This is a genomic window from Mesonia sp. K7 (assembly GCF_003233725.1).
Lineage (GTDB): Bacteria > Bacteroidota > Bacteroidia > Flavobacteriales > Flavobacteriaceae > Mesonia.
In genome coordinates, this window is the sequence record NZ_QKQV01000010.1 from 84,792 (window position 1) to 107,757 (window position 22,966).

The 22,966-nt window shown below is 37.6% G+C and carries 20 protein-coding genes; 13 read left to right on the forward strand and 7 right to left on the reverse strand.

Going from position 1 to position 22,966, the window contains the following annotated elements; translation table 11 throughout:
* Positions 1 to 22 precede the first annotated feature (22 nt).
* Both trkA and DNG35_RS08545 read left to right on the forward strand, forming a co-directional pair.
* Positions 23 to 1,372 (forward strand): Trk system potassium transporter TrkA, encoded by a 1,350-nt coding sequence (trkA, locus tag DNG35_RS08540; protein ID WP_111127937.1) that lies wholly within the window; start codon positions 23 to 25, stop codon positions 1,370 to 1,372.
* Positions 1,372 to 2,868, forward strand: coding sequence for a TrkH family potassium uptake protein (locus DNG35_RS08545; protein WP_111128009.1), 1,497 nt, complete (start codon positions 1,372 to 1,374; stop codon positions 2,866 to 2,868). The genes trkA and DNG35_RS08545 overlap by 1 nt, the downstream gene beginning before the upstream one ends.
* A gap of 3 nt (positions 2,869 to 2,871) precedes the next feature.
* On the opposite strand, the gene DNG35_RS08550 is transcribed toward DNG35_RS08545, so the two are convergent.
* Both DNG35_RS08550 and DNG35_RS08555 read right to left on the reverse strand, forming a co-directional pair.
* Entirely contained in the window at positions 2,872 to 4,056 is a 1,185-nt protein-coding gene (locus DNG35_RS08550; protein ID WP_111127945.1) for a pyridoxal phosphate-dependent aminotransferase, read from the reverse strand.
* Between the two features lie 9 nt (positions 4,057 to 4,065).
* Entirely contained in the window at positions 4,066 to 5,169 is a 1,104-nt protein-coding gene (locus DNG35_RS08555; RefSeq protein ID WP_111127948.1) for an acyl-CoA desaturase, read from the reverse strand.
* A gap of 120 nt (positions 5,170 to 5,289) precedes the next feature.
* On the opposite strand from DNG35_RS08555, the gene rsmG reads away from it, so the two are divergent.
* Positions 5,290 to 5,919, forward strand: a complete 630-nt coding sequence (gene rsmG / locus DNG35_RS08560) for a 16S rRNA (guanine(527)-N(7))-methyltransferase RsmG (RefSeq protein ID WP_111128012.1) — start codon at positions 5,290 to 5,292, stop codon at positions 5,917 to 5,919.
* Between the two features lie 346 nt (positions 5,920 to 6,265).
* On the opposite strand, the gene pruA is transcribed toward rsmG, so the two are convergent.
* The 4 genes from pruA to DNG35_RS08580 all read right to left on the reverse strand — a co-directional run bounded on the left by pruA (position 6,266) and on the right by DNG35_RS08580 (position 10,664).
* Positions 6,266 to 7,897, reverse strand: coding sequence for an L-glutamate gamma-semialdehyde dehydrogenase (gene pruA, locus DNG35_RS08565; protein ID WP_111127951.1), 1,632 nt, complete (start codon positions 7,895 to 7,897; stop codon positions 6,266 to 6,268).
* Positions 7,898 to 8,025: 128 nt separating this feature from the next.
* Complete coding sequence (gene apaG, locus DNG35_RS08570; RefSeq protein ID WP_111127955.1) at positions 8,026 to 8,412, reverse strand: Co2+/Mg2+ efflux protein ApaG; 387 nt, start codon at positions 8,410 to 8,412, stop codon at positions 8,026 to 8,028.
* Position 8,413: 1 nt separating this feature from the next.
* Positions 8,414 to 9,406: a DUF3667 domain-containing protein gene (locus tag DNG35_RS08575; protein ID WP_111127957.1), complete on the reverse strand. Its 993-nt coding sequence runs from the start codon at positions 9,404 to 9,406 to the stop codon at positions 8,414 to 8,416.
* Positions 9,407 to 9,413: 7 nt separating this feature from the next.
* Positions 9,414 to 10,664 (reverse strand): DUF5103 domain-containing protein, encoded by a 1,251-nt coding sequence (locus tag DNG35_RS08580; protein ID WP_111127960.1) that lies wholly within the window; start codon positions 10,662 to 10,664, stop codon positions 9,414 to 9,416.
* 177 nt (positions 10,665 to 10,841) lie between these two features.
* On the opposite strand from DNG35_RS08580, the gene DNG35_RS08585 reads away from it, so the two are divergent.
* The 7 genes from DNG35_RS08585 (at position 10,842) to DNG35_RS08615 (ending at position 17,180) form a co-directional block, all read left to right on the forward strand.
* Positions 10,842 to 12,191 (forward strand): Na(+)-translocating NADH-quinone reductase subunit A, encoded by a 1,350-nt coding sequence (locus DNG35_RS08585; RefSeq protein ID WP_111127964.1) that lies wholly within the window; start codon positions 10,842 to 10,844, stop codon positions 12,189 to 12,191.
* A 10-nt stretch (positions 12,192 to 12,201) separates the two neighbouring features.
* The gene (locus tag DNG35_RS08590; protein WP_111127967.1) at positions 12,202 to 13,425 is read left to right on the forward strand and encodes an NADH:ubiquinone reductase (Na(+)-transporting) subunit B; all 1,224 of its coding nucleotides are present in this window, start codon (positions 12,202 to 12,204) and stop codon (positions 13,423 to 13,425) included.
* Positions 13,426 to 13,427: 2 nt separating this feature from the next.
* Positions 13,428 to 14,180 (forward strand): Na(+)-translocating NADH-quinone reductase subunit C, encoded by a 753-nt coding sequence (locus DNG35_RS08595; protein WP_111127970.1) that lies wholly within the window; start codon positions 13,428 to 13,430, stop codon positions 14,178 to 14,180.
* Between the two features lie 3 nt (positions 14,181 to 14,183).
* Positions 14,184 to 14,831, forward strand: a complete 648-nt coding sequence (locus DNG35_RS08600) for an NADH:ubiquinone reductase (Na(+)-transporting) subunit D (RefSeq protein WP_111127971.1) — start codon at positions 14,184 to 14,186, stop codon at positions 14,829 to 14,831.
* A gap of 30 nt (positions 14,832 to 14,861) precedes the next feature.
* Positions 14,862 to 15,581: an NADH:ubiquinone reductase (Na(+)-transporting) subunit E gene (nqrE, locus tag DNG35_RS08605; protein WP_111127973.1), complete on the forward strand. Its 720-nt coding sequence runs from the start codon at positions 14,862 to 14,864 to the stop codon at positions 15,579 to 15,581.
* A 1-nt stretch (position 15,582) separates the two neighbouring features.
* Entirely contained in the window at positions 15,583 to 16,890 is a 1,308-nt protein-coding gene (gene nqrF, locus DNG35_RS08610; RefSeq protein WP_111127975.1) for an NADH:ubiquinone reductase (Na(+)-transporting) subunit F, read from the forward strand.
* Positions 16,891 to 16,952: 62 nt separating this feature from the next.
* Positions 16,953 to 17,180 (forward strand): PLDc N-terminal domain-containing protein, encoded by a 228-nt coding sequence (locus DNG35_RS08615; protein ID WP_111127978.1) that lies wholly within the window; start codon positions 16,953 to 16,955, stop codon positions 17,178 to 17,180.
* A gap of 9 nt (positions 17,181 to 17,189) precedes the next feature.
* Here DNG35_RS08615 and DNG35_RS08620 read toward each other — a convergent pair whose 3' ends face one another.
* Positions 17,190 to 17,663: a Na(+)-translocating NADH-quinone reductase subunit F gene (locus tag DNG35_RS08620; RefSeq protein WP_111127981.1), complete on the reverse strand. Its 474-nt coding sequence runs from the start codon at positions 17,661 to 17,663 to the stop codon at positions 17,190 to 17,192.
* A 78-nt stretch (positions 17,664 to 17,741) separates the two neighbouring features.
* On the opposite strand from DNG35_RS08620, the gene DNG35_RS08625 reads away from it, so the two are divergent.
* From DNG35_RS08625 to DNG35_RS08635, 3 genes are all read left to right on the forward strand, one after another.
* The gene (locus DNG35_RS08625; RefSeq protein WP_111127984.1) at positions 17,742 to 18,107 is read left to right on the forward strand and encodes a Na(+)-translocating NADH-quinone reductase subunit F; all 366 of its coding nucleotides are present in this window, start codon (positions 17,742 to 17,744) and stop codon (positions 18,105 to 18,107) included.
* 1 nt (position 18,108) lies between these two features.
* Positions 18,109 to 19,116 (forward strand): FAD:protein FMN transferase, encoded by a 1,008-nt coding sequence (locus DNG35_RS08630; RefSeq protein WP_111127988.1) that lies wholly within the window; start codon positions 18,109 to 18,111, stop codon positions 19,114 to 19,116.
* 125 nt (positions 19,117 to 19,241) lie between these two features.
* The coding region (locus DNG35_RS08635; RefSeq protein ID WP_199489109.1) for a choice-of-anchor L domain-containing protein at positions 19,242 to 22,966 on the forward strand (3,725 nt) is incomplete at its 3' end.

Below are 22,966 nucleotides of genomic sequence, written 5' to 3' on the forward strand. Positions count from 1 at the left end.
GAGGCTAAAATTTCATGAATTTATGAAAATTGTGATTGCAGGCGCAGGAGAAGTTGGTTTTCATTTGGCAAAATTGCTCTCTTACGAATCTCAAGATATTACCTTAATAGACAACAACAAAATCAATCTTGAATACGCAGATGCTCATCTTGATATTAGAACCATCAAGGGCGATGCCACTTCCGTAAAAACACTCTATGATGCCCAAATTGAGGAAATAGACTTGGTGATTGCAGTGACCAGCAGCGAAACTACCAATATCACTATTTGCGTTTTGGCAAAGCAATTGGGCGCCAAAAGGGCGATTGCCAGAATATCCAACACAGAGTTTATTCATTACAAAGACAAGCTGGGCTTTTCTAAATTTGGAGTCGACGAATTGATTTCACCAGAAGCTTTAGCAGCAGAAGAAATTAACCTGCTTATTAACCAATCGGCATTCAACGATACTTTTCAGTTTGATCAAGGCGCCTTAACCATGGTTGGGTTTAGACTTTCTTCGACCGCACCTTTTGTCAATAAAATGGTGAAAGATGCAGCCAATATTTTCCCAGATTTACATTTTGTACCTATTGCTATACAACGTCTCGGTACACAGTATACCTTGATACCGAGAGGTGACACCTACTTTAAAGAAGGTGATCAGGTCTATTTTATCACGACCGAAGATGGTGTGGAAGAACTTTATAAACTCACCGGAAAAGTAAAACAGGAAATCAAAAATGTGATGATTCTTGGCGGAAGTAAAATAGGGAAGAAAACCGCAAAAAATTTATGCGATACCAAGTTCAATGTAAAATTGGTAGAAAGCGATAACGAAAAAGCTTTCGAACTTGCTGATGAACTTCCAAAAACATTGGTCATCAATGGTGATGGGCGTAATGTTGGGCTTTTGGAGGAAGAAAACATTCACGATATGGATGCTTTTATTGCGGTTACCGGAAATGCAGAAACCAATATCATGTCTTGTTTGGTCGCCAAATCTAAAGGTGTAAAAAAGACCATTGCGCTGGTCGAAAATATGGATTATTTTCAGCTGAGCCATTCTATTGGCATCAATACGCTCATCAATAAAAAACTCTTAGCGGCCAATAATATTTTTAGGTACATTAGAAAAGGAGAAGTAGTAGCGATGACCAAGCTCAATAATATGAATGCTGAGATTTTAGAGTTTATCGTCAACCAGAAATCCAAAGTAGCCAATAAAAAAATTATAGATATCAATATTCCGCGCTCAGCAATTATTGGTGGCGTGGTAAGAAAAGGCGAAGGTGTGATTGCACTCGGTGATTTTGTGATCGAACCTGGAGATCGGGTGGTGGTTTGTTCTTTACCGAGATCTATCCAAAAGGTAGAAAAACTATTCTTATAATGCCAAAAATAAATCTTTTAGTGATTTTACATGTGATGGGTTTGCTTTTGCTCTGCAACGGTGGATTTATGATGTTGGCTACTGTTACCAGTTGGGTTTATGCCGATGGGCAGACCATAAATATTGCTGGAGCTTCCGTGACCACGATGTTGGTCGGTATGCTTCTCATGTTTATTACCCGAAATCACAAAAAAGAAATGAAACCTCGCGATGGTTATATCATCGTGACTTTTGGTTGGATTTTTATGGCTTTAAGCGGAATGTTACCGTATTTATTTACCAAATCGATACCTGCAATTACCGATGCTTTTTTCGAAACCATGTCTGGTTATACCACAACAGGAGCGACGATTCTGAGTGATATTGAAGTTTTACCAAAAGGGATTTTACTTTGGCGAAGCCTTACCCATTGGATTGGTGGAATGGGAATTATTGTGCTTGCGGTAGCTATCTTGCCATTATTGGGAATTGGAGGGATGCAACTTTTTGCTGCGGAAGCTCCAGGGCCAAGTGCCGATAAACTCAAGCCAAGAATTGCCGATACTGCAAAACGCTTATGGCTGATTTATGTAGGTTATACAATAGCAGAAACAATCTTGCTTAAATTGGCAGGAATGAGCTTTTTCGATGCGATTAACCATTCACTGAGTACACTTTCTACAGGAGGTTTTTCTACTAAAAATGCCAGTTTAGGCTATTGGAATGATAAACCCTTGATTCAGTATATCGTGATTCTGTTTATGTTTTTGGCAGGTACTAACTTCGTGATGAGTTATTTTGCATTTAAAGGAAAAGTGCAGCGTATTTTAAGGGACGAAGAGTTTAAAGCCTATTTCTTTTTTATCTTTTTAGGAACGCTTATCGTAGGAACTACAGTTTACTTTTTTGCTGATGCCAGTGTGTCGAGTATCAACCATCCCATGGTTTGGGGTGAAGCAGAAAGTGCTTTTCGTCATGCTTTATTTCAGATACTTACCGTGATCACGACGACCGGTTTTATTTCGGCAGATTTTACGTTATGGACTCCTTTTCTTACCATTTTCTTCTTCGGATTGTTCTTTTTGGGCGGTTCTGCAGGTTCGACTGCTGGAGGTGTAAAAGTGGTACGACATATTATTCTTATCCGGAATGGTATTACGGAATTTAAGCGAACTCTACACCCAAATGCAATTCTACCAGTCCGTTATAACGGAAAAAGTATTCCTGGAAATATTGTATTTAATATTTTGGGCTTTTTTATTCTTTATATGCTTGCCTTTATTATCGGAGCTGTTGGTCTTGCGATTCTTGGTTTAGATTTTCCAACAGCCATTGGTGGAGCAGCTTCTTCGCTGGGTAATATTGGTCCTGCTTTTGGGGACTTAAGTCCAGTTGATAATTTTGGTACTCTCCCAACCGCAGGAAAATGGTGGTGTACTTTTCTAATGCTTATCGGCCGTCTCGAACTATTTACCGTATTGATTATTCTAACACCTTTCTTTTGGAGGAATAGGTAGGGTTTAACTCAAAGCTGCTTTTATTTGCTGAATCGCTTGCGTAATATCTTCTTCACTAGCCGCATAAGAGATGCGAATACAGTTGGGGTTTCCAAAGGCTTCACCGGTTACCGTAGCTACCTGAGCTTCTTCCAACAAATACATCGATAAATCAGTTGCGTTGTTGATTTGCTTTCCGCGGAAGCTTTTGCCGAATAAATCAGTTACATTAGGGAATACATAAAATGCACCTTCTGGCGAATTGCACTGAAAACCAGGAACTTCTTTTAATAAGTCTAAAATCAAGGTTCTACGCTCTTTAAACTTATCTACCATATAAGCGATTTTAGAAACGGGTGCTTCGAGTGCTGCAATCGTAGCACGCTGCGCAATACAATTGGCTCCGCTGGTAAATTGCCCTTGAATTTTGTTGCAAGCACGAGCTATTGCGGTTGGAGCTCCAATATAACCGATACGCCAACCTGTCATAGCAAAGGCTTTAGAAACACCATTTACAGTAACCGTTCGCTCATACATATCTTCAAATTGGGCCATCGAAACGTGACCGCCCACAAAATTGATATGTTCATATATTTCATCACTTACCACTACAATATTTGGATGTTTTTTCAAAACATCCGCTAAAGCGCGAAGCTCTTCTTTACTGTATAAAGAGCCGCTTGGGTTGCAAGGTGAACTGTACCAAAGCATCTTGGTTTTTGGAGTGATGGCAGCTTCCAATTGCTCTGGTGTCATTTTAAAATCATTCTCGATATGGGTTTGCACTACCACAGGAACACCTTCGGCTATACTAACAATGTCACTATAACTTACCCAATAAGGAGCGGGTAAAATCACTTCGTCACCTGGGTTGATACAAACCATGGCGACATTGGCCAAGGATTGCTTGGCACCAGTAGAAACTACAATCTGTGATTTGTCATAAGACAAGTTATTGTCCCTTTTAAATTTTGTAATAATCGCTTGCTTCAATTCGTCATAGCCATCTACAGGTGTGTAAGAATTGTAATTGTCTTGAATGGCTTGTATCGCAGCTTCTTTGATAAAATCGGGCGTATTAAAGTCAGGTTCACCTAAACTCAAGCCGATAATTTTTTTTCCTTCAGCACGTAATTCACGAGCTTTGGCAGCCATTGCTAGCGTGGCTGAGGTTTCCAAACGATTGATTCTATCAGAAAGGTATTGCATAAAAGAAGATTAAGCTGTTAAAGCCGGTTTTGCTCCCATCTCTTTTAAGTGCTTAAAATGGGCAATAATCGCAGCTCTGGTTGTTTTGTATTCGTTATAAGGTAAATCAAATTCTCTTGCGGTAGATTTGACAATTTTTGAAATTTTATGGTAGTGAATATGACTAATGTTCGGAAAAATATGGTGCTCTACCTGATGATTTAAACCTCCTGTAAACCAATTGACTATTTTATTTTTGGTAGAAAAATTAACGGTGGTAAACAGTTGATGTATTGCCCAGGTATTTTTAATCGTTCCGTGTTGGTCGGGAAGAGGCATCTCGGTATCTTCTACCACGTGCGCCAATTGAAATACAATACTTAAAATTAGCCCAGCCGTATAATGCATGATAAAAAAGCCAAGTAGAATTTTCCACCAAGCGATGTGCATAATCACCATAGGGATGACAATCCACATGGCAATGTAAATAAGCTTAGTGATGGCAAGTGTACTCCACTGCTTAAGCGGTGACGGCATTTTTCCGTAAGCCAGTTTTCTTTTCAGGTAACGACGGGTTTGTTTAAAATCGGTGGTAATTACCCAATTAAAAGTGAGTAATCCGTAAAGAAAAATAGAATAGTAGTGCTGAAATTTATGAAACCTTCGCCATTGGGAATGTTCGCTAAAGCGAATTACCCTTCCTGCTTCCAAATCTTCGTCGTGACCATGGATGTTGGTATACGTGTGATGTAGAACATTATGTTGTACTTGCCAATTGTAGACATTTCCGGCAAGAATATACATGCTGCCTCCTAAAATTTTGTTGACCCATTTTTTAGAAGAATAAGAACCGTGATTGGCATCGTGCATCACATTCATCCCAACGCCCGCCATTCCAATTCCCATAACAATGGTGAGCAGGAGCATCCACCATTCAGAAATTTCCAGCGTAAGCATCAAAAAATAAGGAGTGAGAAACAGCGAGAACATAATGATGGTTTTCAGGTGCAGTTTCCAATTGCCATTTTTAGAAATGTTGTTTTCTTTAAAATAACCGTTGACACGCTGATTAAGCGTTCTGAAAAAACGGGCGGAATCTACTCTGGAAAATCGAATGCTTTCTGTTTGCTTCATACGTTTTGATATGAATGTTCAAATTTATGATTTTAAAATGAAAATAAGAATTTTCATCCGTTTTTAACGCAATAAATTATTGATAGAAAAACCTTATTTTTGCTTTCAAATAAAATCGATTTGAAAGAAATTTTAAAATATTTTCCAGACATCACCGAAGAACAACAGTCGCAGTTTATGCAACTCAAAGACTTGTATCAGGATTGGAATCTAAAGATTAACGTGGTTTCGCGTAAGGATATCGACGAAATTTACATACGACACGTTTTACACAGTCTCGGAATTGCCAAAGTGATGCCTTTTTTACCGCAAGCCGAAGTGATGGATGTAGGAACAGGAGGTGGTTTTCCGGGAGTTCCGTTGGCGATTCTATTTCCCGAAACACAGTTTCATTTGGTCGATAGTATCGGAAAAAAGATAAAAGTGGTGGATGAAGTTGTTGCTGGTTTGGGTTTGCAAAACGTCAAAACCTCTAACTGCCGTGTAGAGGAAATCGATGCCCAATACGACTTTATCGTAAGCCGTGCCGTTGCCCATATGGAAACTTTCACACGTTGGATAAAAAACAAAGTGAAAAAGAAAAGTGTTCATCCGCTCAAAAACGGAATACTTTACCTAAAAGGTGGTGATTTAAGTGAAGAGCTACAAAAATTTGCTTCCGCGAAAATCTATCCGTTAAGTGATTATTTTGAGGAAGACTTTTTTGAGACCAAAAGTGTCGTACATCTTCCTGTAAAATATAGGGGATAAGATTTAGAATTTAGAAACTAAAATCTCACTATCCATTTGATGATAATATTGGTTTTGAACAATCTCAGACATCCAAAATGTAAAACCCTGCGATTTTCTTTTAAAGTTGTATTCTAGATTATTCAATTTTAGGTTATTAGTTTTCATATCGTAAACTTTATAAAAAGCAATGCTTTTTGGGTTAGTTCACTTTATGAGAAACAAACAACAATCCAAAGTCACCGATTTAAGATAATTATAACAAAAAATCCGCTTTAAGCGGATTTTTTGTTCATTATATATGATGTCATGCTGAACCTGTCTGCCGATAGGCAGGCTTGTTTCAGCATCTCATCATCAACTGATTTTAATTCTCTCCCAAAAACGGATACCTGTAATCGGTTGGAGGGACAAAGGTTTCCTTAATCAATCTCGGAGAAACCCAGCGTAATAAGTTTAATTTAGAACCTGCTTTGTCGTTAGTTCCACTAGCTCTTGCTCCGCCGAAAGGTTGCTTGCCTACAACAGCTCCCGTACACTTATCGTTGATGTAGAAGTTACCGGCGCAGTTTTGCAACATTTCGGTTGCTTTGGTTGCCGCGTAACGGTCGGTTGAGAAAATAGAACCTGTTAAGGCATAAATACTGGTTTCGTCAACTAACTTTAAGGTTTCTTCGTACTTTTTATCTTCATATACATAAACGGTTAGCACGGGGCCAAAAAGTTCCGTTTCCATCGTCGTGTATTTTGGATTGGTTGTTAAAATAACCGTTGGTTCTACAAACCATCCTTTTGATTTATCACAAGTTCCACCGATAATCACTTCAGCATCTTTGTCTTTTTTAGCTTTATCGATATACTTTTTTAATTTATTAAAAGAGCCTTCGTGAATGACCGCAGTGATGAAGTTATCCATATTTTCTGGAGACCCCATTTTAAAGGATTTTAAATCTTTTTCTAAATCCTTTCTCACTTTTGCCCACATACTTTTTGGAATATAAGCACGAGAAGCAGCGCTACATTTTTGTCCTTGGAACTCAAATGCTCCTCTTGCAAGTGCTGTAGAAACCTGCTTAGAGTTTGCAGATGGATGAGCCACAATAAAGTCTTTACCACCAGTTTCACCTACAATTCTCGGGTAGGTTTTATAAGTATTGATGTTTTTTCCGATTTTAGACCAAATGCCTTTAAAAACTTCAGTGCTTCCAGTAAAGTGAATTCCTGAAAAATCTGGGCTTGCCAAAACCGTATCGGTAATCATCACCGGATCTCCCATGACCATGTTGATCACGCCATCAGGAACACCAGCCTCTTGGAAAACCTCCATAATTACTTGTGCAGAATAAACCTGAGAGTCACTTGGCTTCCATACCACTGTATTTCCCATTAAAGCTGCTGAAGCAGGTAAGTTTCCAGCAATAGCGGTAAAGTTAAAAGGTGTAATCGCATAAACGAAACCTTCGAGTGGTCGGTATTCTACTCGATTCCATTCTTTTTCGGTAGATTCTGGTTGCTCGTCAAATATTTGCGTCATATATTCTACGTTAAAACGTAAGAAATCTATAATCTCACAAGCTGAATCGATTTCTGCCTGAAAAATATTTTTCGATTGCCCAATCATGGTTGCGGCATTCATTTTCTGACGGTAAGGACCTGCAATGAGTTCAGCCGCTTTTAAGAAAATAGCAGCTCTTTGTTCCCAAGGTAGTGCTGCCCATTTTTCTCTAGCATTCACGGCTTCATCTATTGCTTTTTCTATATGTTTTTTATCGGCATTATGAAAAAAACCAACTTTATGTTGATGATCGTGTGGCGGAAATATATCTTGAGTATTTTTAGTCTTTACTTTTTTAGAACCAATATATAAAGGTACTTCAACTTGTTTTTTGTACATTTTGTGGTACGTCTGAAGTACTTCTTCTCTTTCAGGAGTTCCTGGAGCATAACTTTTTACAGGTTCGTTTACTGCCGGAGGAACATGAAAAAATCCTTTTCCCATATTTTTTACTTTAAATTTTGACTATTAGAATAATGGCTTCAAATTTAGGAAAATTAATCTACCTAAAAAAGCTAATTTAAAGACTTAAGAAAAGGGAATTGTTATTTCAATGAAAATGAAATATGAAATTAGTTGAGAGCGAAAGGTGCGCTCAACTTAAACGAAGGAATAATGACATTAAACCTTTTGGTAGAAGTAAAGTTAACCATATGGTAATGACCACTCATCGAACCGAAAGGAGAAGTAAGCAAGCAACCACTGGTGTAAGTATGCGATTCTCCTGGTTTTAATACCGGTTTTTTGCCAATCACACCTTCACCTTGTACAGTCTCACTTCGATTTAAAGCGTCTTTGATACGCCAAAAACGCGAGGTGAGTTGTACTGAATCGTTACTTTGATTTTCGATAGTAATCCTATAAGAAAAGGCAAAATGTAGTTTGTAGTTTTTCAGGAAAGTGCCTTGAAAACTAGTCTTTACAGAGATTCTAATGCCTTTTGTGATTTGTTGTATCATCTTAATAAACTGCTAACGAACCAAATAAGGTTATGATTGTAATTGTAAACGCTAAGATAGCAAAAATAACATTTAATACGATAAATTTAAAAGCCGTTTTTAAAAATCCTTGCTGATAGAATTTTCGCAATGCTTTAAAAAGGTAAAAAGCAAAAATTAAAACAAATATGGAAGTCGTAAAACTATTTGGAAAAATGAACATAAACAGCTCATTTATGATCAGTAAAAAGAAAAGCATGGTTTGGGTATGAAAGGTAAACACCAGATGTTCCATATAAGTATATGAACTTTGGAAGTACACCAATAATAAACCCAGGGTAAAAACGGGTAGCGAAAAGAAAATAATAAACGGAACTTTGCTTAAAACATAGCTTTTGAAATCGACCGAACCTTCACTTATTCTTTCGATAGCAACGGTTCTTTGAAATATCCAGCGGTTTTTAAAATTGTTTTCATGGTTAAGGTTTTCTAAAGACTTTGGAATGCTAAGGCTTGGATTTTCGCTACGGTATTTGTAATATATTCTTCCTTTTTCCCACATTCGATCTAACCAAGCTAATGTGTCTAAATCACTTTCTGGGCTTAAAGCCACATCTTTAAGTACGATTTTTCCTTCGCCGTTTTGAAACAACGAACTTTTGTTTTCATAAGTGCTATCGTCAAATTTTAAGGCTAAACCGTTGATGATAAAAAAGATAATCGATACGCTGAGGTAAAACCGAAAAGGATTAGCATAAGTAGTTCTTTTGCCTTTGATGTATTCTAAAGAGATTTGACCAGGTCTGAGAGTAAGTGTTTTTAAAGTTTTGTAAAGTCGTGAATCATAAGAAAAAAGACTCCCGAAAAATTCATTAAAAAAGTCTTTGAAGCTTAATTTTTTGGTCGTGTTGATCTGTCCGCAATAATGGCAGTAGCGCTCGTCTTTATCTAGAGGAACCTCACAATTTAAGCACTTTGTACCTCGATATTTGTAAGACAAACGAGAATTTTCCATAAGAAGCTTAGTTGGTTATATTTCTGCTGTTGGCGCTTCCTACGCCAATAATTCGGTCATACCTGCCACCAACATCACGATAGTAAGCTAAAATGACGTATTGGTTTTCGGTTTCGTCAAAACTCCCGCTAAAAAAAGTTTCGTCTATACTGCCGTCTTGATTCACCAAGACGTATTTATAATTGTAAAAACCTTGTTTGAACAAATGCTTTCCGAAATATACTTCATTTTTTTCGTCGTAAGACAATTTTGTTTCGTTGCTAATGGTGTAGTTATTGAAATTTCCATAAACGTGAATTTCTCCACCTTCGAGGTCGTCGTAATTAAATAAAGTAAAATGTACCCAAGTGTACTCAGACTCTACATCGTCGTCTTCGCCTTGTATCGCATTGATGCGAAAAGAACCATTGATGTCAGGGTTGTAAGTATATGGGTCGTTTTTTCTCGATTTGTCAGAATATAAATAGGTGTTGTAAATATTTTTGAGTTCGATGGCTCTAATGTTCATCGATGATCCTCTAAAATCACTAGTGTCAAAAAATAAAAATTCGTTTCCGCCCCAAAAAGAAGCTTCTTGGTCGTATTTATAAACCATCTCATTGCCTATCGTAAATTGGGGTTTGAGGTTATAAATAGACATTTGCAAGTTATTGTTCGGAATGATGAGTGTTTTTAAATTTTCATTGGGATTTCTGAATATGATTTTGTCGCTTCCGTCGATAGAAAAATTGAGAATTTGTTTTTCGTGCACGTATTTTAGATCGCGGGTTCTTCTCACTTGTGCTCTTACCAAAGCAATATCTTCATACACCATAAACTTTCGTGAAAAAACTAGTTTTCTATCTGCACTCCATATTTTGAGCATATAATTCCCACTTACTTTGATGCCTTTGGTATTTCTATTGGGAATTTGTAGTGTATAATGTGAATAGATTTGCAGGCTGTTAAACGAATTTTTATAAGTGAGAATTCTCAAATTATCCAATCCGTCTAAGTATTCGTTTTTGGATAGGTTAGAAGGTTTCCAGTCAAAATTATAATGCTCGATGGTGTAATAATAATCAGCTTCGTCACCAATCAAATCATCAAAAGTTAAGACGATAGGCGAACCCAAACGCAAGATGGGTGTTCCTGCAAATTCTTCTTCTCCCATAAACTGAACCGTTTTGATATATTCTGGAGGTGTCGTTTCCAGCTCTTGTGCGAAGCTAAAATTTAGGCCAATGAGAGAGCAACAGAAAAGTAAAAATGATTTCATCGAATTATAATTTTAAGCACAAATATACAAGAAATGTACCATAACATGACCTAAAAAATATTCCCTGAAAAGGAATTATTTAGAAAGAGTATAAATAAAACAACTTCTTAAAAGATTAAACATAGAAAATGTTTTTATTGCTAAATTTGCATCCGCGAATATTAATAGATTGAAATTATGTCAAAAGACATTAGAGTAAGTAAAGGTCTGGATTTGCGATTAAAAGGTGAGGCAGAAAAGGTTATCGTTGATGCTGCTCAGCCCAAAACAGTTGCAATTAGACCAGCAGACTTTCATCTCATTACCCCAAAAATGGCGATAAAAGAAGGTGAAAAGTTAAAAAAGGGAGAAACGGTTTTTTATCACAGAGATAATCCGGAGATCAAAGTTGTTTCGCCAATTTCAGGAACACTTACAAAAATCGAGAGAGGAGCAAGAAGAAAAATCTTATCGATTACCATCGAAACCGATGGTGCTAACGAAACTGCAGATTTTGGTACATTAGATGTGCAATCTGCTTCTCCAGAGCAAATCAAACAAAGACTTTTAGAATCGGGTTGTTGGGTGTTTGTCGAGCAAAGACCTTATGCGGTCGTCGCTTCGCCAGGCAAAACACCAAGAGATATTTTTATCTCAGGCTTCGACACCAATCCGTTAGCAGTAGATTTAGATTTCGCTCTTCGCGGAAAAGAAAAAGAGATACAAGCTGCTTTAACCGCTTTCGCGAAATTAACCACAGGAGCAATCCATGTAGGTGTGAGAGAAGGTAATTCTGTTTTCAATAATTTTTCTGAGGTGGTAACGCATCAAGTAAAAGGACCACATCCGGCAGGAAACGTGGGTACGCAAATCGCAAAAATTGGCCCAGTAAATAAAGGAGAGGTTGTTTGGACGGTAAAAGCACAAAACTTGGCCATTATTGGCGAAATGTTACTCACGGGTAAATTTAATCCAGAAAGAATTGTAGCTGTTGCAGGATCAAGTCTTGAAACTCCAAAATATATTAGAACGCAAATCGGAGCTGAAGTTTCAAGTTTACTTAGCGTAACTGGCTTAAAAGAAGACAATGTTCGTGTGATTTCAGGTAACGTTTTAACGGGAGATAAAATCTCAAAAGACGGTCACTTAGGTTATAACGATAATCTAATTTCGGTCATTCCAGAAGGAGACGATTATGAATTTTTTGGTTGGAATAAACCTATTTTTGATAAGGTTTCTACTTCTAGGGCAATGACATTTTCTTGGTTAAATCCAAAGAAAAAATACGAGCTCAACACCAATACCAATGGTGAGCACAGAGCTTTTGTGATGACAGGTAGTTACGAAGAGGTTTTTCCTTTAGATATCTATCCTTTACAGATTTTAAAGGCTTGTAAAGTAAAAGATTTAGACCAAATGGAAGCTTTGGGAATGTACGAAGTTGCTCCAGAAGATTTTGCTTTAACCGAGTTTATTTGCGTATCAAAACAACCGCATCAGAAAATCATTAGAGACGGTTTAGATTTAATGTATAAAGAAATAGGATAGTTTAAGTATTATGGGATTGAAAGAAAAATTACATAAGCTAAAAAAGAAATACGAAGGCAAAAAAATGGCTCCGGCTTTTAATGCTCTTCACACGTTCTTATACCTGCCTAACGAAACCACTCATGGTGGAACACACGTAAAAGTGGCAGATGATTTAAAACGTACGATGAATACGGTGATCATGGCTTTGGTACCGTGTTTAATTTTTGGTATGTTCAATGCGGGTTACCAACATTATTTAGCCTTAGGGGAAATTCAAGCTGCAGAAAGCTTCTTTAGTGCTAACTTCTGGTCGTGGGATAACCTTTGGGTAGGATTAATCACGATTCTTCCTTTAGTAATAGTATCATACGGAGTTGGTCTTGCGATCGAGTTTTTGTTTGCAGTAATCAAAGGTCACGAAGTAGAAGAAGGTTATTTAGTAACAGGAATGTTGGTTCCGTTAATTGTGCCGGTAGATATTCCTTTATGGATGCTTGCCGTAGCCGTTGCTTTTGGTGTAGTTATCGGGAAAGAGGTTTTTGGTGGAACAGGAATGAATATTTTAAATCCAGCCTTAACCATTCGTGCCTTCTTATTCTTCGCTTACCCAACTTGGATGAGTGGTGATAAAGTTTGGGTGCACGGTGCTGTAGAGCGTACCAAAGAAATCGCCGCTGGGGCAAAACTAGATGCGATTTCAGGGGAAACCATCTTGGGTTCTTTAGCTCAAAACATGGAGCCTGCTTACAGTTTGTGGGATTCATTTATTGGTTTTATACCAGGTTCTGTAGGAGAAACTTCAAAATTACTCATCATACTCGGGGCTTTATTTTTAATCTTTACTAAAATAGGTAGCTGGAGAATTATGTTGAGTACTGTTTTAGGTGCTTTGGTAATGGGATTAATTTTTAATGGAGTTGTAGATGCAGGTTGGATAGATAATACATCTAAGTTCTACGGATTGATGAGTTTACCATTCTGGGAACATTTATTGGTAGGAGGTTTATTGTTTGGTGCGGTTTATATGGCAACAGATCCGGTAACGGCATCACAAACCAACAAAGGAAAATGGATATACGGTTTCCTTATCGGGTTTATTTCGATACTCATACGTGTGTTTAACCCAGCATATCCAGAAGGTGTTTTCTTAGCAATATTATTGATGAACGTGTTTGCACCAACCATCGATCACTACGTGGTACAAGGAAACATTAAGAAAAGAAAGAAACGTTTAAAACTTAAAACAGCATAACAATGGCTATCAATACAGATAAAAATAGTTACACGGTTATCTTCGCTATCATTATGGTGGTAGTCGTAGGAGCTTTATTAGCCGGTTTTGCAAGTGGTTTAAAACCGATGATAAAAGCCAACGAAAAGTATGAAAAGCAACAAAATATACTTTATGCACTTGGCGTGAATAATAATGAAGGACCAAATGATGTAGAATTTATTCCAACGACAGAAGTAGAGGAAGAGTTCAATAAATACATCACCAAACAATTAGTGATACAAGGTGATGAAGTTACCGAAAACGATGAGGCTTACCTTATCGATATCAAGAAAGAGGAAGATCAAGCAAAAAAAGACGAATCTTATACCCGTAAATTACCTCTTTTTGTCGCTGAAAAAGATAGTAAAGAAGTATACATCATGCCAGTAAGAGGAAAAGGTCTTTGGGATGCGATTTGGGGGTTTGTAGCGGTTGACAAATCGATGACAGTTCAAGGGGTTTATTTTGATCATAAAGGAGAAACACCAGGTCTTGGTGCAGAAATCAAGCAACGTTACTTTATGGATGATTTTACAGGAGAAAAATTTTTAGACGGAGGTGCTTTTAAAGGTATTGACGTAGCTAAAGGGAATAACGATCCGAAAAATGAAGATACAACCGATAATGAAGTAGATGCTTTGGCAGGAGCTACCATTACTGGAGACGGTGTAACAGCAATGTTGAAGAAAGATGTAAGATTGTATGTGCCATATTTTAAAAACTTAAATAAATAAGCGATGGGATTATTATCTAAGAAAGACGCAAAATTAATTTCTGACCCATTAGCAGATAACAACCCAATTACGATTCAAGTATTAGGTATCTGTTCTGCTTTGGCTATTACCGCACAGCTGAAACCTTCTATCGTGATGGCTATATCGGTAGTGTTTGTGTTAGGAGTCGGAAACGTAGTAATATCGTTGATGCGAAATGTCATTCCATCAAAAATTAGAATTATCGTTCAGTTGATTGTCGTGGCAACTTTGGTAATTATTGTCGACCAAGTTCTGAAAGCTTTTGCTTATTCACTAAGTAAAGAATTATCGGTATTTATCGGATTGATTATCACCAACTGTATCATTATGGGACGTTTTGAGGCATTTGCTCTAGGAAATGGGCCTTGGCGTTCTTTCCTTGACGGAATAGGAAACGCAGCAGGATACGGTTTGATTTTGATCATCGTAGGTTTCTTTAGAGAATTGTTAGGTTCGGGTACTTTATTCGGGTTTAAAGTCTTGGGAGACCCTGTTGAGAAAACAGGCTTGTACGCTATTGGTTACGAAAACAACGGTTTTATGGTATTGCCTCCAATGGCATTAATCGTGGTAGGAATCATTATTTGGGTGCAAAGAAGTAAGAACAAAGAATTAATAGAAGAACATTAATAGTATTTCGTTACTATAAAAGATATTATTATGGAACATTTAGAATTATTTTTTAAATCCATTTTTGTTGACAACATGGTATTTGCCTATTTCTTAGGGATGTGTTCTTACCTTGCAGTGTCTAAAAAAGTAAGTACAGCTGTTGGTTTAGGTGCTGCAGTTATTTTTGTACTTACGGTAACTGTACCACTTAACTGGTTGTTAGATCGGTATATTTTACGCGAAGGAGCTTTAACTTGGTTAGGTGCAGAGTATGCAGATTACGACCTGAGCTTCCTTTCGTTTATTCTATTTATTGCTACCATTGCAACCATGGTGCAATTGGTAGAAATTATTGTAGAGAAATTTTCTCCATCACTGTATAACTCTCTAGGTATTTTCTTACCCCTTATTGCGGTAAACTGTGCGATTCTAGGAGGTTCGTTATTTATGCAATCAAGAGATATCGCATCTTTTGACCTAGCTTTAAATTACGGTTTTAGTTCTGGAATTGGTTGGTTTTTAGCCATCGTAGCGATTGCAGCGATTAGAGAAAAAATCCGTTACAGTAATGTGCCAGCACCATTAAGAGGATTAGGGATTACTTTTATTCTTACGGGATTAATGGCTATTGGTTTTATGAGTTTCGGAGGAATGTTAACGGGAGGTGAGGAAGAAAAACCTGCTCAAGTAGAAGAAGCAAGTATCGAAAAACAAGAAAATGTACAATCTACTGATATTTCTATGATATCAGAAAATACGAGCAAATAATATGTTTTTAGCAAGTACAACAGGCGTTATTGTCGCAACTATCGTTGCCTTTTTGGTCTTAACTTTATTATTGGTAGCACTTCTATTGTTTACTAAACAAAAGCTATCACCATCTGGACCTGTAACGATTACCATAAACGATGAGAAAAAAATTGAAGTGGAATCGGGAGGAACACTTCTTTCTACTCTAGGTAATCAAAAAATATTTTTACCCTCAGCTTGTGGTGGTGGTGGAACCTGTATTCAGTGTGAGTGTCATGTTTTAGAAGGCGGTGGTGAAGCATTACCTACAGAAACACCTCACTTTACAAGAAAAGAACTTAAAGAAGGAGCGCGTTTATCTTGTCAGGTAAAAGTAAAACAAGATATGAATATCCATATCCCAGAAGAAGTATTTGGTATCAAAAAATGGGAAGCTGTTGTGGTGCGTAACTATAACGTAGCTTCTTTTATAAAGGAGTTTGTAGTAGAAATTCCTGAAGATATGAATTACAAAGCGGGTGGTTATATTCAGATAGAAATCCCAGCTTGTGAGGTAAAATATGAAGATATGGATATCACTGCTCACCCAGAAGAGCACGATACTCCAGACAAATTTAAGGAAGAGTGGGATAAATTTGGTCTTTGGCCACTGGTGATGAAAAACACCGAGTTGGTCGAAAGAGCCTACTCAATGGCTTCTTACCCTGCAGAAGGACGTGAGATCATGCTCAACGTTCGTGTGGCGACTCCGCCTTGGGATAGATCAAAAAACAAATGGATGGATGTAAATCCAGGTATTGCGTCGAGTTATATTTTTAACTGTAAAAAAGGTGATAAAGTAACCATTTCTGGTCCTTACGGGGAATTCTTTATCAACGAGTCTGAAGCAGAAATGCTTTACGTTGGAGGTGGAGCTGGAATGGCGCCAATGCGTTCACACTTATACCATTTATTCAAAACCTTAAGAACGAACAGAAAAGTAACGTATTGGTACGGTGGTCGTTCAAAAAGAGAATTATTTTACTTAGAACACTTCCGTGAATTAGAAAGAGAGTTTCCAAACTTTAAGTTTTACTTAGCACTTTCTGAACCTTTAGAAGAAGACAATTGGAAAGTGAAAAAAGACATTCACGATGAATCAGGAGATGGTTTTGTAGGATTCATTCACCAAGTGGTTATCGATAACTACTTGTCAAAACATGATGAGCCAGAAGAAATAGAATTGTATTTCTGTGGCCCACCATTGATGAACCAAGCCGTACAGAAAATGGGAGAAGATTTTGGTATCCCAGACGAGAACATCCGATTCGATGATTTCGGAGGATAAAAACAAAAAATCCGCTTATAAAAAGCGGATTTTTTTATAAATTAAATTTATAAAAAATAATTATGATATTTGCGATACACAGTGCCACTTTTTTAATTGCCGTTTTGGGTGTCACTATTATTTTGCCTTTATTGGCATTAATACATGTTTTAAAAAACGAGTTTAAAGGAAATGATAAACTTATCTGGGTTTTGGTAATCTTATTACTTCCTATTCTGGGAGCGTTCTTATATTTTAATATGGGAATGAAACAGAAATTGTCAAAGAAAAATATTTTTAATAATCAATAGAGCATATTTTTAAAAAACTTCAGAAACACGACTCTTCTTATCATAATTGTTTCTGTTTTGACTAGGTGTAAAATCAAACAACTTAGAACAATCCATCATATTTTCTATATTTTCCCACTTACAAAAAAGATTGACAACCGCAGATAAGCCCTCAGACAAGATATCTTCATTTAAGGTTGGTTTTTTGCTTTTATAATTCAGCGGAAGCTGATAACCACAAGCTAGTAAAAATACTTGTTCGATAACGAGTAATTCTCTTGGAGTAAAACCATAAAACCTCTTGCCTAACTTTTCGTTGACAAGACCAATATAGTTAAGTTGGGTAGAACCGTGATCATCACTAAAGTTTTTCCAAAAATCTTGGTTGTTACAAATATTCCCAACAGCACATTGGCAAGCACAATCGGGAAGTAATTCTTGCGCGTGAAAAGCCTCGTATAATTTTTCTATCGCTATTTCTGCTCTGGGAGATAAAGATTTCATACGATTTTAATTTTAACCTAAGTTACAAAATTCTACGGAGTTGGTTCTTAACGAGCTTATAATTTGTAATTTTGTGATATGCAAAATCCAAATGAACTTACCGAACAAGAACTGCACAATTTGGCAATGAATGTGGTTGGTGAAGACCTCAAGAGTCAAGGCTTCGACTTTTTAGCAGTCAATTCTAAACTGAAGAAAAATCCGCAATTTGTGGTCCAAAAAGGCAAGCAAATGAGTTTTGTGTTGGTTCGTGCGATTTGTTTTCCGGAGAAGTTGCATAACGAAGACAAGTTTTTGTTAGATAAAGTAAAAGCACACGCCCAAAAGTTTGATGCCGATTTGTATTATGCGGAGGTGGGCTTGGGTCACGCCGAAGATATGACCAAAGCCTTGGTAAAAGGTGAACCTTATTCAGAGATTTATCAAGGTTTAAAAAAGATTTAAAATGAGAAAAATACTGTTTTTAGGAGTTGTTTTATTATTCCTAGGTTGTAAATCTGAAAAAAATGAAGAGCTTATACGGCTTTCTGGTGATGCTTTTGGAACCATCTACAATGTTCAATACGAAGGTGATCAGGATTTTACCCATGCAATAGATTCGATTGTTCAAGCGGTCAATAATTCGGTGAGTACCTATCAGGATAATAGTCTGATTTCGAAAATCAATCAAGGAGACTCGACAGTAGTTATCGATCAAATTTTTAAGGATAATTTTGAATTGTCCAAGCGCATACACCAAGAATCTTTTGGCTATTTTGACCCAACGGTTGGGGTTTTGAGAAATGCTTATGGCTTCGGTACCGAAAAACCTATAAAAAATCTGGACAGTATCGTGTTAGATTCACTCCGACAATTGGTGGGTCTAGATAAAGTAAAACTTTCTAAAAAAAATACGCTTGTAAAATTGCATCCTAAAATTTACCTAGACTTTAATGCCATTGCCAAAGGTTATGGTATTGATTTGATCGGGGAATTTTTAGAAGGTAAGAACATTAAAAACTATTTGGTCGAACTTGGTGGCGAAATTAGAGCCCAAGGAAAAAACACAAGCAAAAACCAAGCCTGGAAAGTAGGTGTAGAAGGCATCGACTCACAAGTAGAAGATCGATCTTACACGCGCATCATTAGCTTAGTAGATGAGGCTTTGGCATCCTCAGGAAATTACCGAAAGTTTCGAGTAGATTCCCTTTCGGGGAAAAAGTTTGTACATACAATCAATCCGCTTGACGGAAAAGCAGAACAGAGTGATATTACCAGCGCTTCGGTCATTGCCAACACCTGTGCAGAAGCCGATGCTTATGCAACGGCAATTATGGCGATGGGAAAACAGAATACTCTGAAAATGCTGGAAACGGTAAAAAATATAGAAGTTTATTTTACTTACCTCGATAGCCTACAAAAACCTAGAGAATATTCAACACAAGGTTTTAAAAATAAAGTTCAAAAAGAATAATGTTAAAGTTCTAATTTAAAGGTAGGAGTTTTACTGTTAAAGTTGTTTTATATAATGATAAAGTAAATAAAAAGTTTACTTTTATCATCTTAACCTAACATAGTGTTGATTTTTAAATCATTAGCATGAGAAATAACTACCTCATTATTTTATTTTTATTCGTAAGTTTTATCAGTTTTGGACAAGGACAAGATTGTGCTACCCCTATAACTATTCCTTCGATTCCTTTTACAGATACGGATAACACTTCTAATTTTGGAAACAATATTCTTGGAATTCCTGGAGCTACAGGATGTAACTCAACATCTCCTACAATTTTTAGTGGAGATGAAGTAGTATATCACGTGAACTTTCCTCAAGATTCCCCAGTAAATATTAGTGTATCGAATTGGTCTTCTCAATATGGAGGTGTTTTTATTTATGAAGATTGTGCAGATATAGGTGTCGTCTGTGTAGCTGGAAGTGTGAATGGAACAAACACCAATACGATAAATATTAATTCTTTTTTATTTACCCAAAATCAGGATTACTACATCGTAATTACTTCGGATGCAGTACAAGGAAATCAAACGACAGATTACACTTTAAATATCGTTTGCGATACTCCAAACCCGCCAACAGGAAACACTGTGCAAGATTTTTGTCAAGGAGACACTTTAGCGGATTTAACAGTAATAGGAACCAATATTACATGGTATGTGAATCTTCCAGCTGGCTCGGCAAATTACTTTCCGGTGAATCCCCCAACAGCATATCAATTAGTAGATCAAGAAGTTTACTACGCAACCCAAACCGTAAATGGCTGTGAGAGCGGATATTTTTTAGTAACCGCAAATAAGACTCCGCCAGCACCTACAGTAAGTTCTCCTCAAACTTTTTGTAGTGGAGATACGTTAGCAGATTTAAATATATCGGGGACTAATTTGATTTGGTATTCTAACACAAGTGGAACGAATCAAATTCCAAATACGACTGTTTTAGTTAACGGAACCACGTATTACGTTAGAGATCAGGTAGGAGGTTGTTTAAGTGACGTAGTTGCTGTAATGGTAGAGCAAGATCCTATTCCGCCAGTAGGAGATGGTCAACAGGTTTTCTGTACAGGAGAAACCGTTGCCGATTTAATCGTTGGAGGGCAAAACTTGACTTGGTATTCCGATGCTGCGGGCACCAATGTAATTGCTAATCCATCTGGTGTGGCACTTACAAATGGCACAACTTATTATGTGAGCCAAACAGAGGGAAGTTGTGAAAGTGATTTGCTACCTATCGAAGCTATATTGATTACACCCCCAATAGGTGATGCCACACAAGGCTTTTGTCCAAACATGACAGTGTCAGATCTTGAAGTGGAAGGAAACGATTTAGTGTGGTATTCCGATGCAGCGGGTACACAAGTGATTACAGACCCAAGTACTACCACTTTAACCAATGGAACGACCTACTATGTCTCTCAAACCTATGGTCCGAATTGTGAAAGTGCTTTATTAGCTGTAACGGTTAATCAGTTGTCCACAAGCCAATGTAATTATATTTCCGTAGATGATACTACCTACACAACGACTCAGTTGGTGCAAGACATATTAATAGAAAATCCTTGCGCATACACCACTGATATACAAGGGATAACAGGGGTGAATTTTGGGAATGCTGCCAATGGTATAGCTTACTTTAAAAATTACAACCCTGCCTTTCCAATTGGTTCGGGATTACTATTAGCTACTGGTCATGCAGAAGCAGTAGAAGGACCGCTTTCTAATGTTAATTTCTTTCCAGGAGGGGGTTGGCCAGCAGACACACAACTCTCTACGTATACAAATAATCTATTATCAGTTACAGATACTTATCACGATGCTACAATAGTAGAGTTTGAATTTTTTCCCTTAAGTGATCAAGTAAGTTTCAATTATGTCTTTTCTTCCAATGAGTATGGTACTTATCAATGTGGTTTTTCAGATCCTTTTGCTTTCTTCTTAGAGGATCCGAACGGTAATGTGATCAATATGGCAAAAGTGCCCGTTACAGGAGATATTGTTTCTGTGGTAACCATTAGAGATCAGCAGTATAATCCTGGTTGTTCTTCAGAGAATATTACCTATTTTGACAAATTTTATGGTGCCTCACCTGGAGCTCCAGGTTTACCCGGAAGCTCAGCGCCTATTAATGTAAAAGGACATACGGTAAAAATGTTAGCGTCAGCGACAGTTGTTCCTTTGACCAATTACAAAATGAAGATGGTCATTCAGAATAGACAGGATTCTTCTTTTGATGCAGCAGTATTTATCGAAGAAGGAAGTTTTTTTATTGGTTTCGATTTAGGACCAGACCTTACGTTTGCTAATGGAGGTGTAGATTGCGATGATGAAGATGTAGAAATAGGCTACACGAGTAGTAGTAGTATAGCAACCTATCAATGGTATGTATATGACAGTAATTTTGGAGAATATATCCCATTAGTAGGTGAAACCAACCCGATGTATACGGTTACCGAAACAGGAACATACCAATTAGGAATTAATCTAGGCGGAGATTGCGAATCAACCGATGAGATTTATGTAGAAATAGGTACACCACCAATCGTACCAACCAGCCCCATCGAATTTTTCGATTGCCAACAAGGAGGTGGGTCATCAGGTACAGCAACCTTTGATTTAACCACGCAACATGCCAATATCCTTAACGGACAACAAAATGTGTCTTTAACTTGGTATGAGGACCAAATTGATGCCGATGCTGGAAATGCAAATTCTATCCCAACTCCAACGGCATATACCAATACCACGCCATACAACCAAACGATTTATGTGCGTATGGAAAGTCAAGAAATAGGAAATTGTTATGAAGTGGTTCCTGCTATCATAGTAGTAGGAGAGGCTCCAGATGTTCCTACACCTATTGCTAATCTAGAACAATGTGATGATGATACAGATGGCGTGATGACTTTTAACTTAGAGGATAATGAAGCTGCCATCGTTGTAAATGAACCAAACCCTGGTGATTATACCGTAACTTATCATGATTCGGCTATCAATCGTACCAATGGAGTTGCGATAACTACTCCAACAGCTTACGACAATACGTCACCCACACAAACAATCTATGTACGTGTAGAAAACCCTGATGGTTGTATCACCGATTTAACTTTTGACATTATAGTTTATCCTTTGCCTACCTATAACGTTCCAATAACCTATACTTTGTGTGATCAAGGAACACAAGATGGACAAACTCCTTTTGATTTAACCATAAGTACGACTCAGATTGCAGGAGCAAACACCAACTTAAATATTACGTATTACGAAACGGCAAGTGATGCAGATGGAGATTTGCCAGTAAATCCGATAGCAAGTCCGTATACCAATACAACGCCTTACAATCAAACCATTTATGTTAGAATTGTAGATATTAATACGGGTTGCTATGTAGTCGAACCATTAGATTTAGAAGTAGTACAAACTCCCGTTCTTACGACCCCTCCGGTTTATGAGCTATGCGATGGCGATGGCGACAGCCAGGCGAGTTTCGACCTGACGACGCTGGACAACCAGATATCCACCGACCCAGGATTGACCTTCACCTACCATGCGACACAGGCCGATGCTGACAGCAACAGTACCTCCACGATAGCTACTCCGTACCAAAGTTCTTCAACGACGATTTATGTACGGGCAGAGTATGCAGGCTCAGGCTGTTATGAGACGGTAGCAGTGGTGCTAACGGTCAACCCCGATCCGGACGTACCTGCAACGATATCCGATCTGGAGCTTTGTGACGATGACACCGATGGCATAGCGACCTTTGACCTGACCGATAGGGAAGGGGATATTACGGTTAACCAACCTACAGGTAC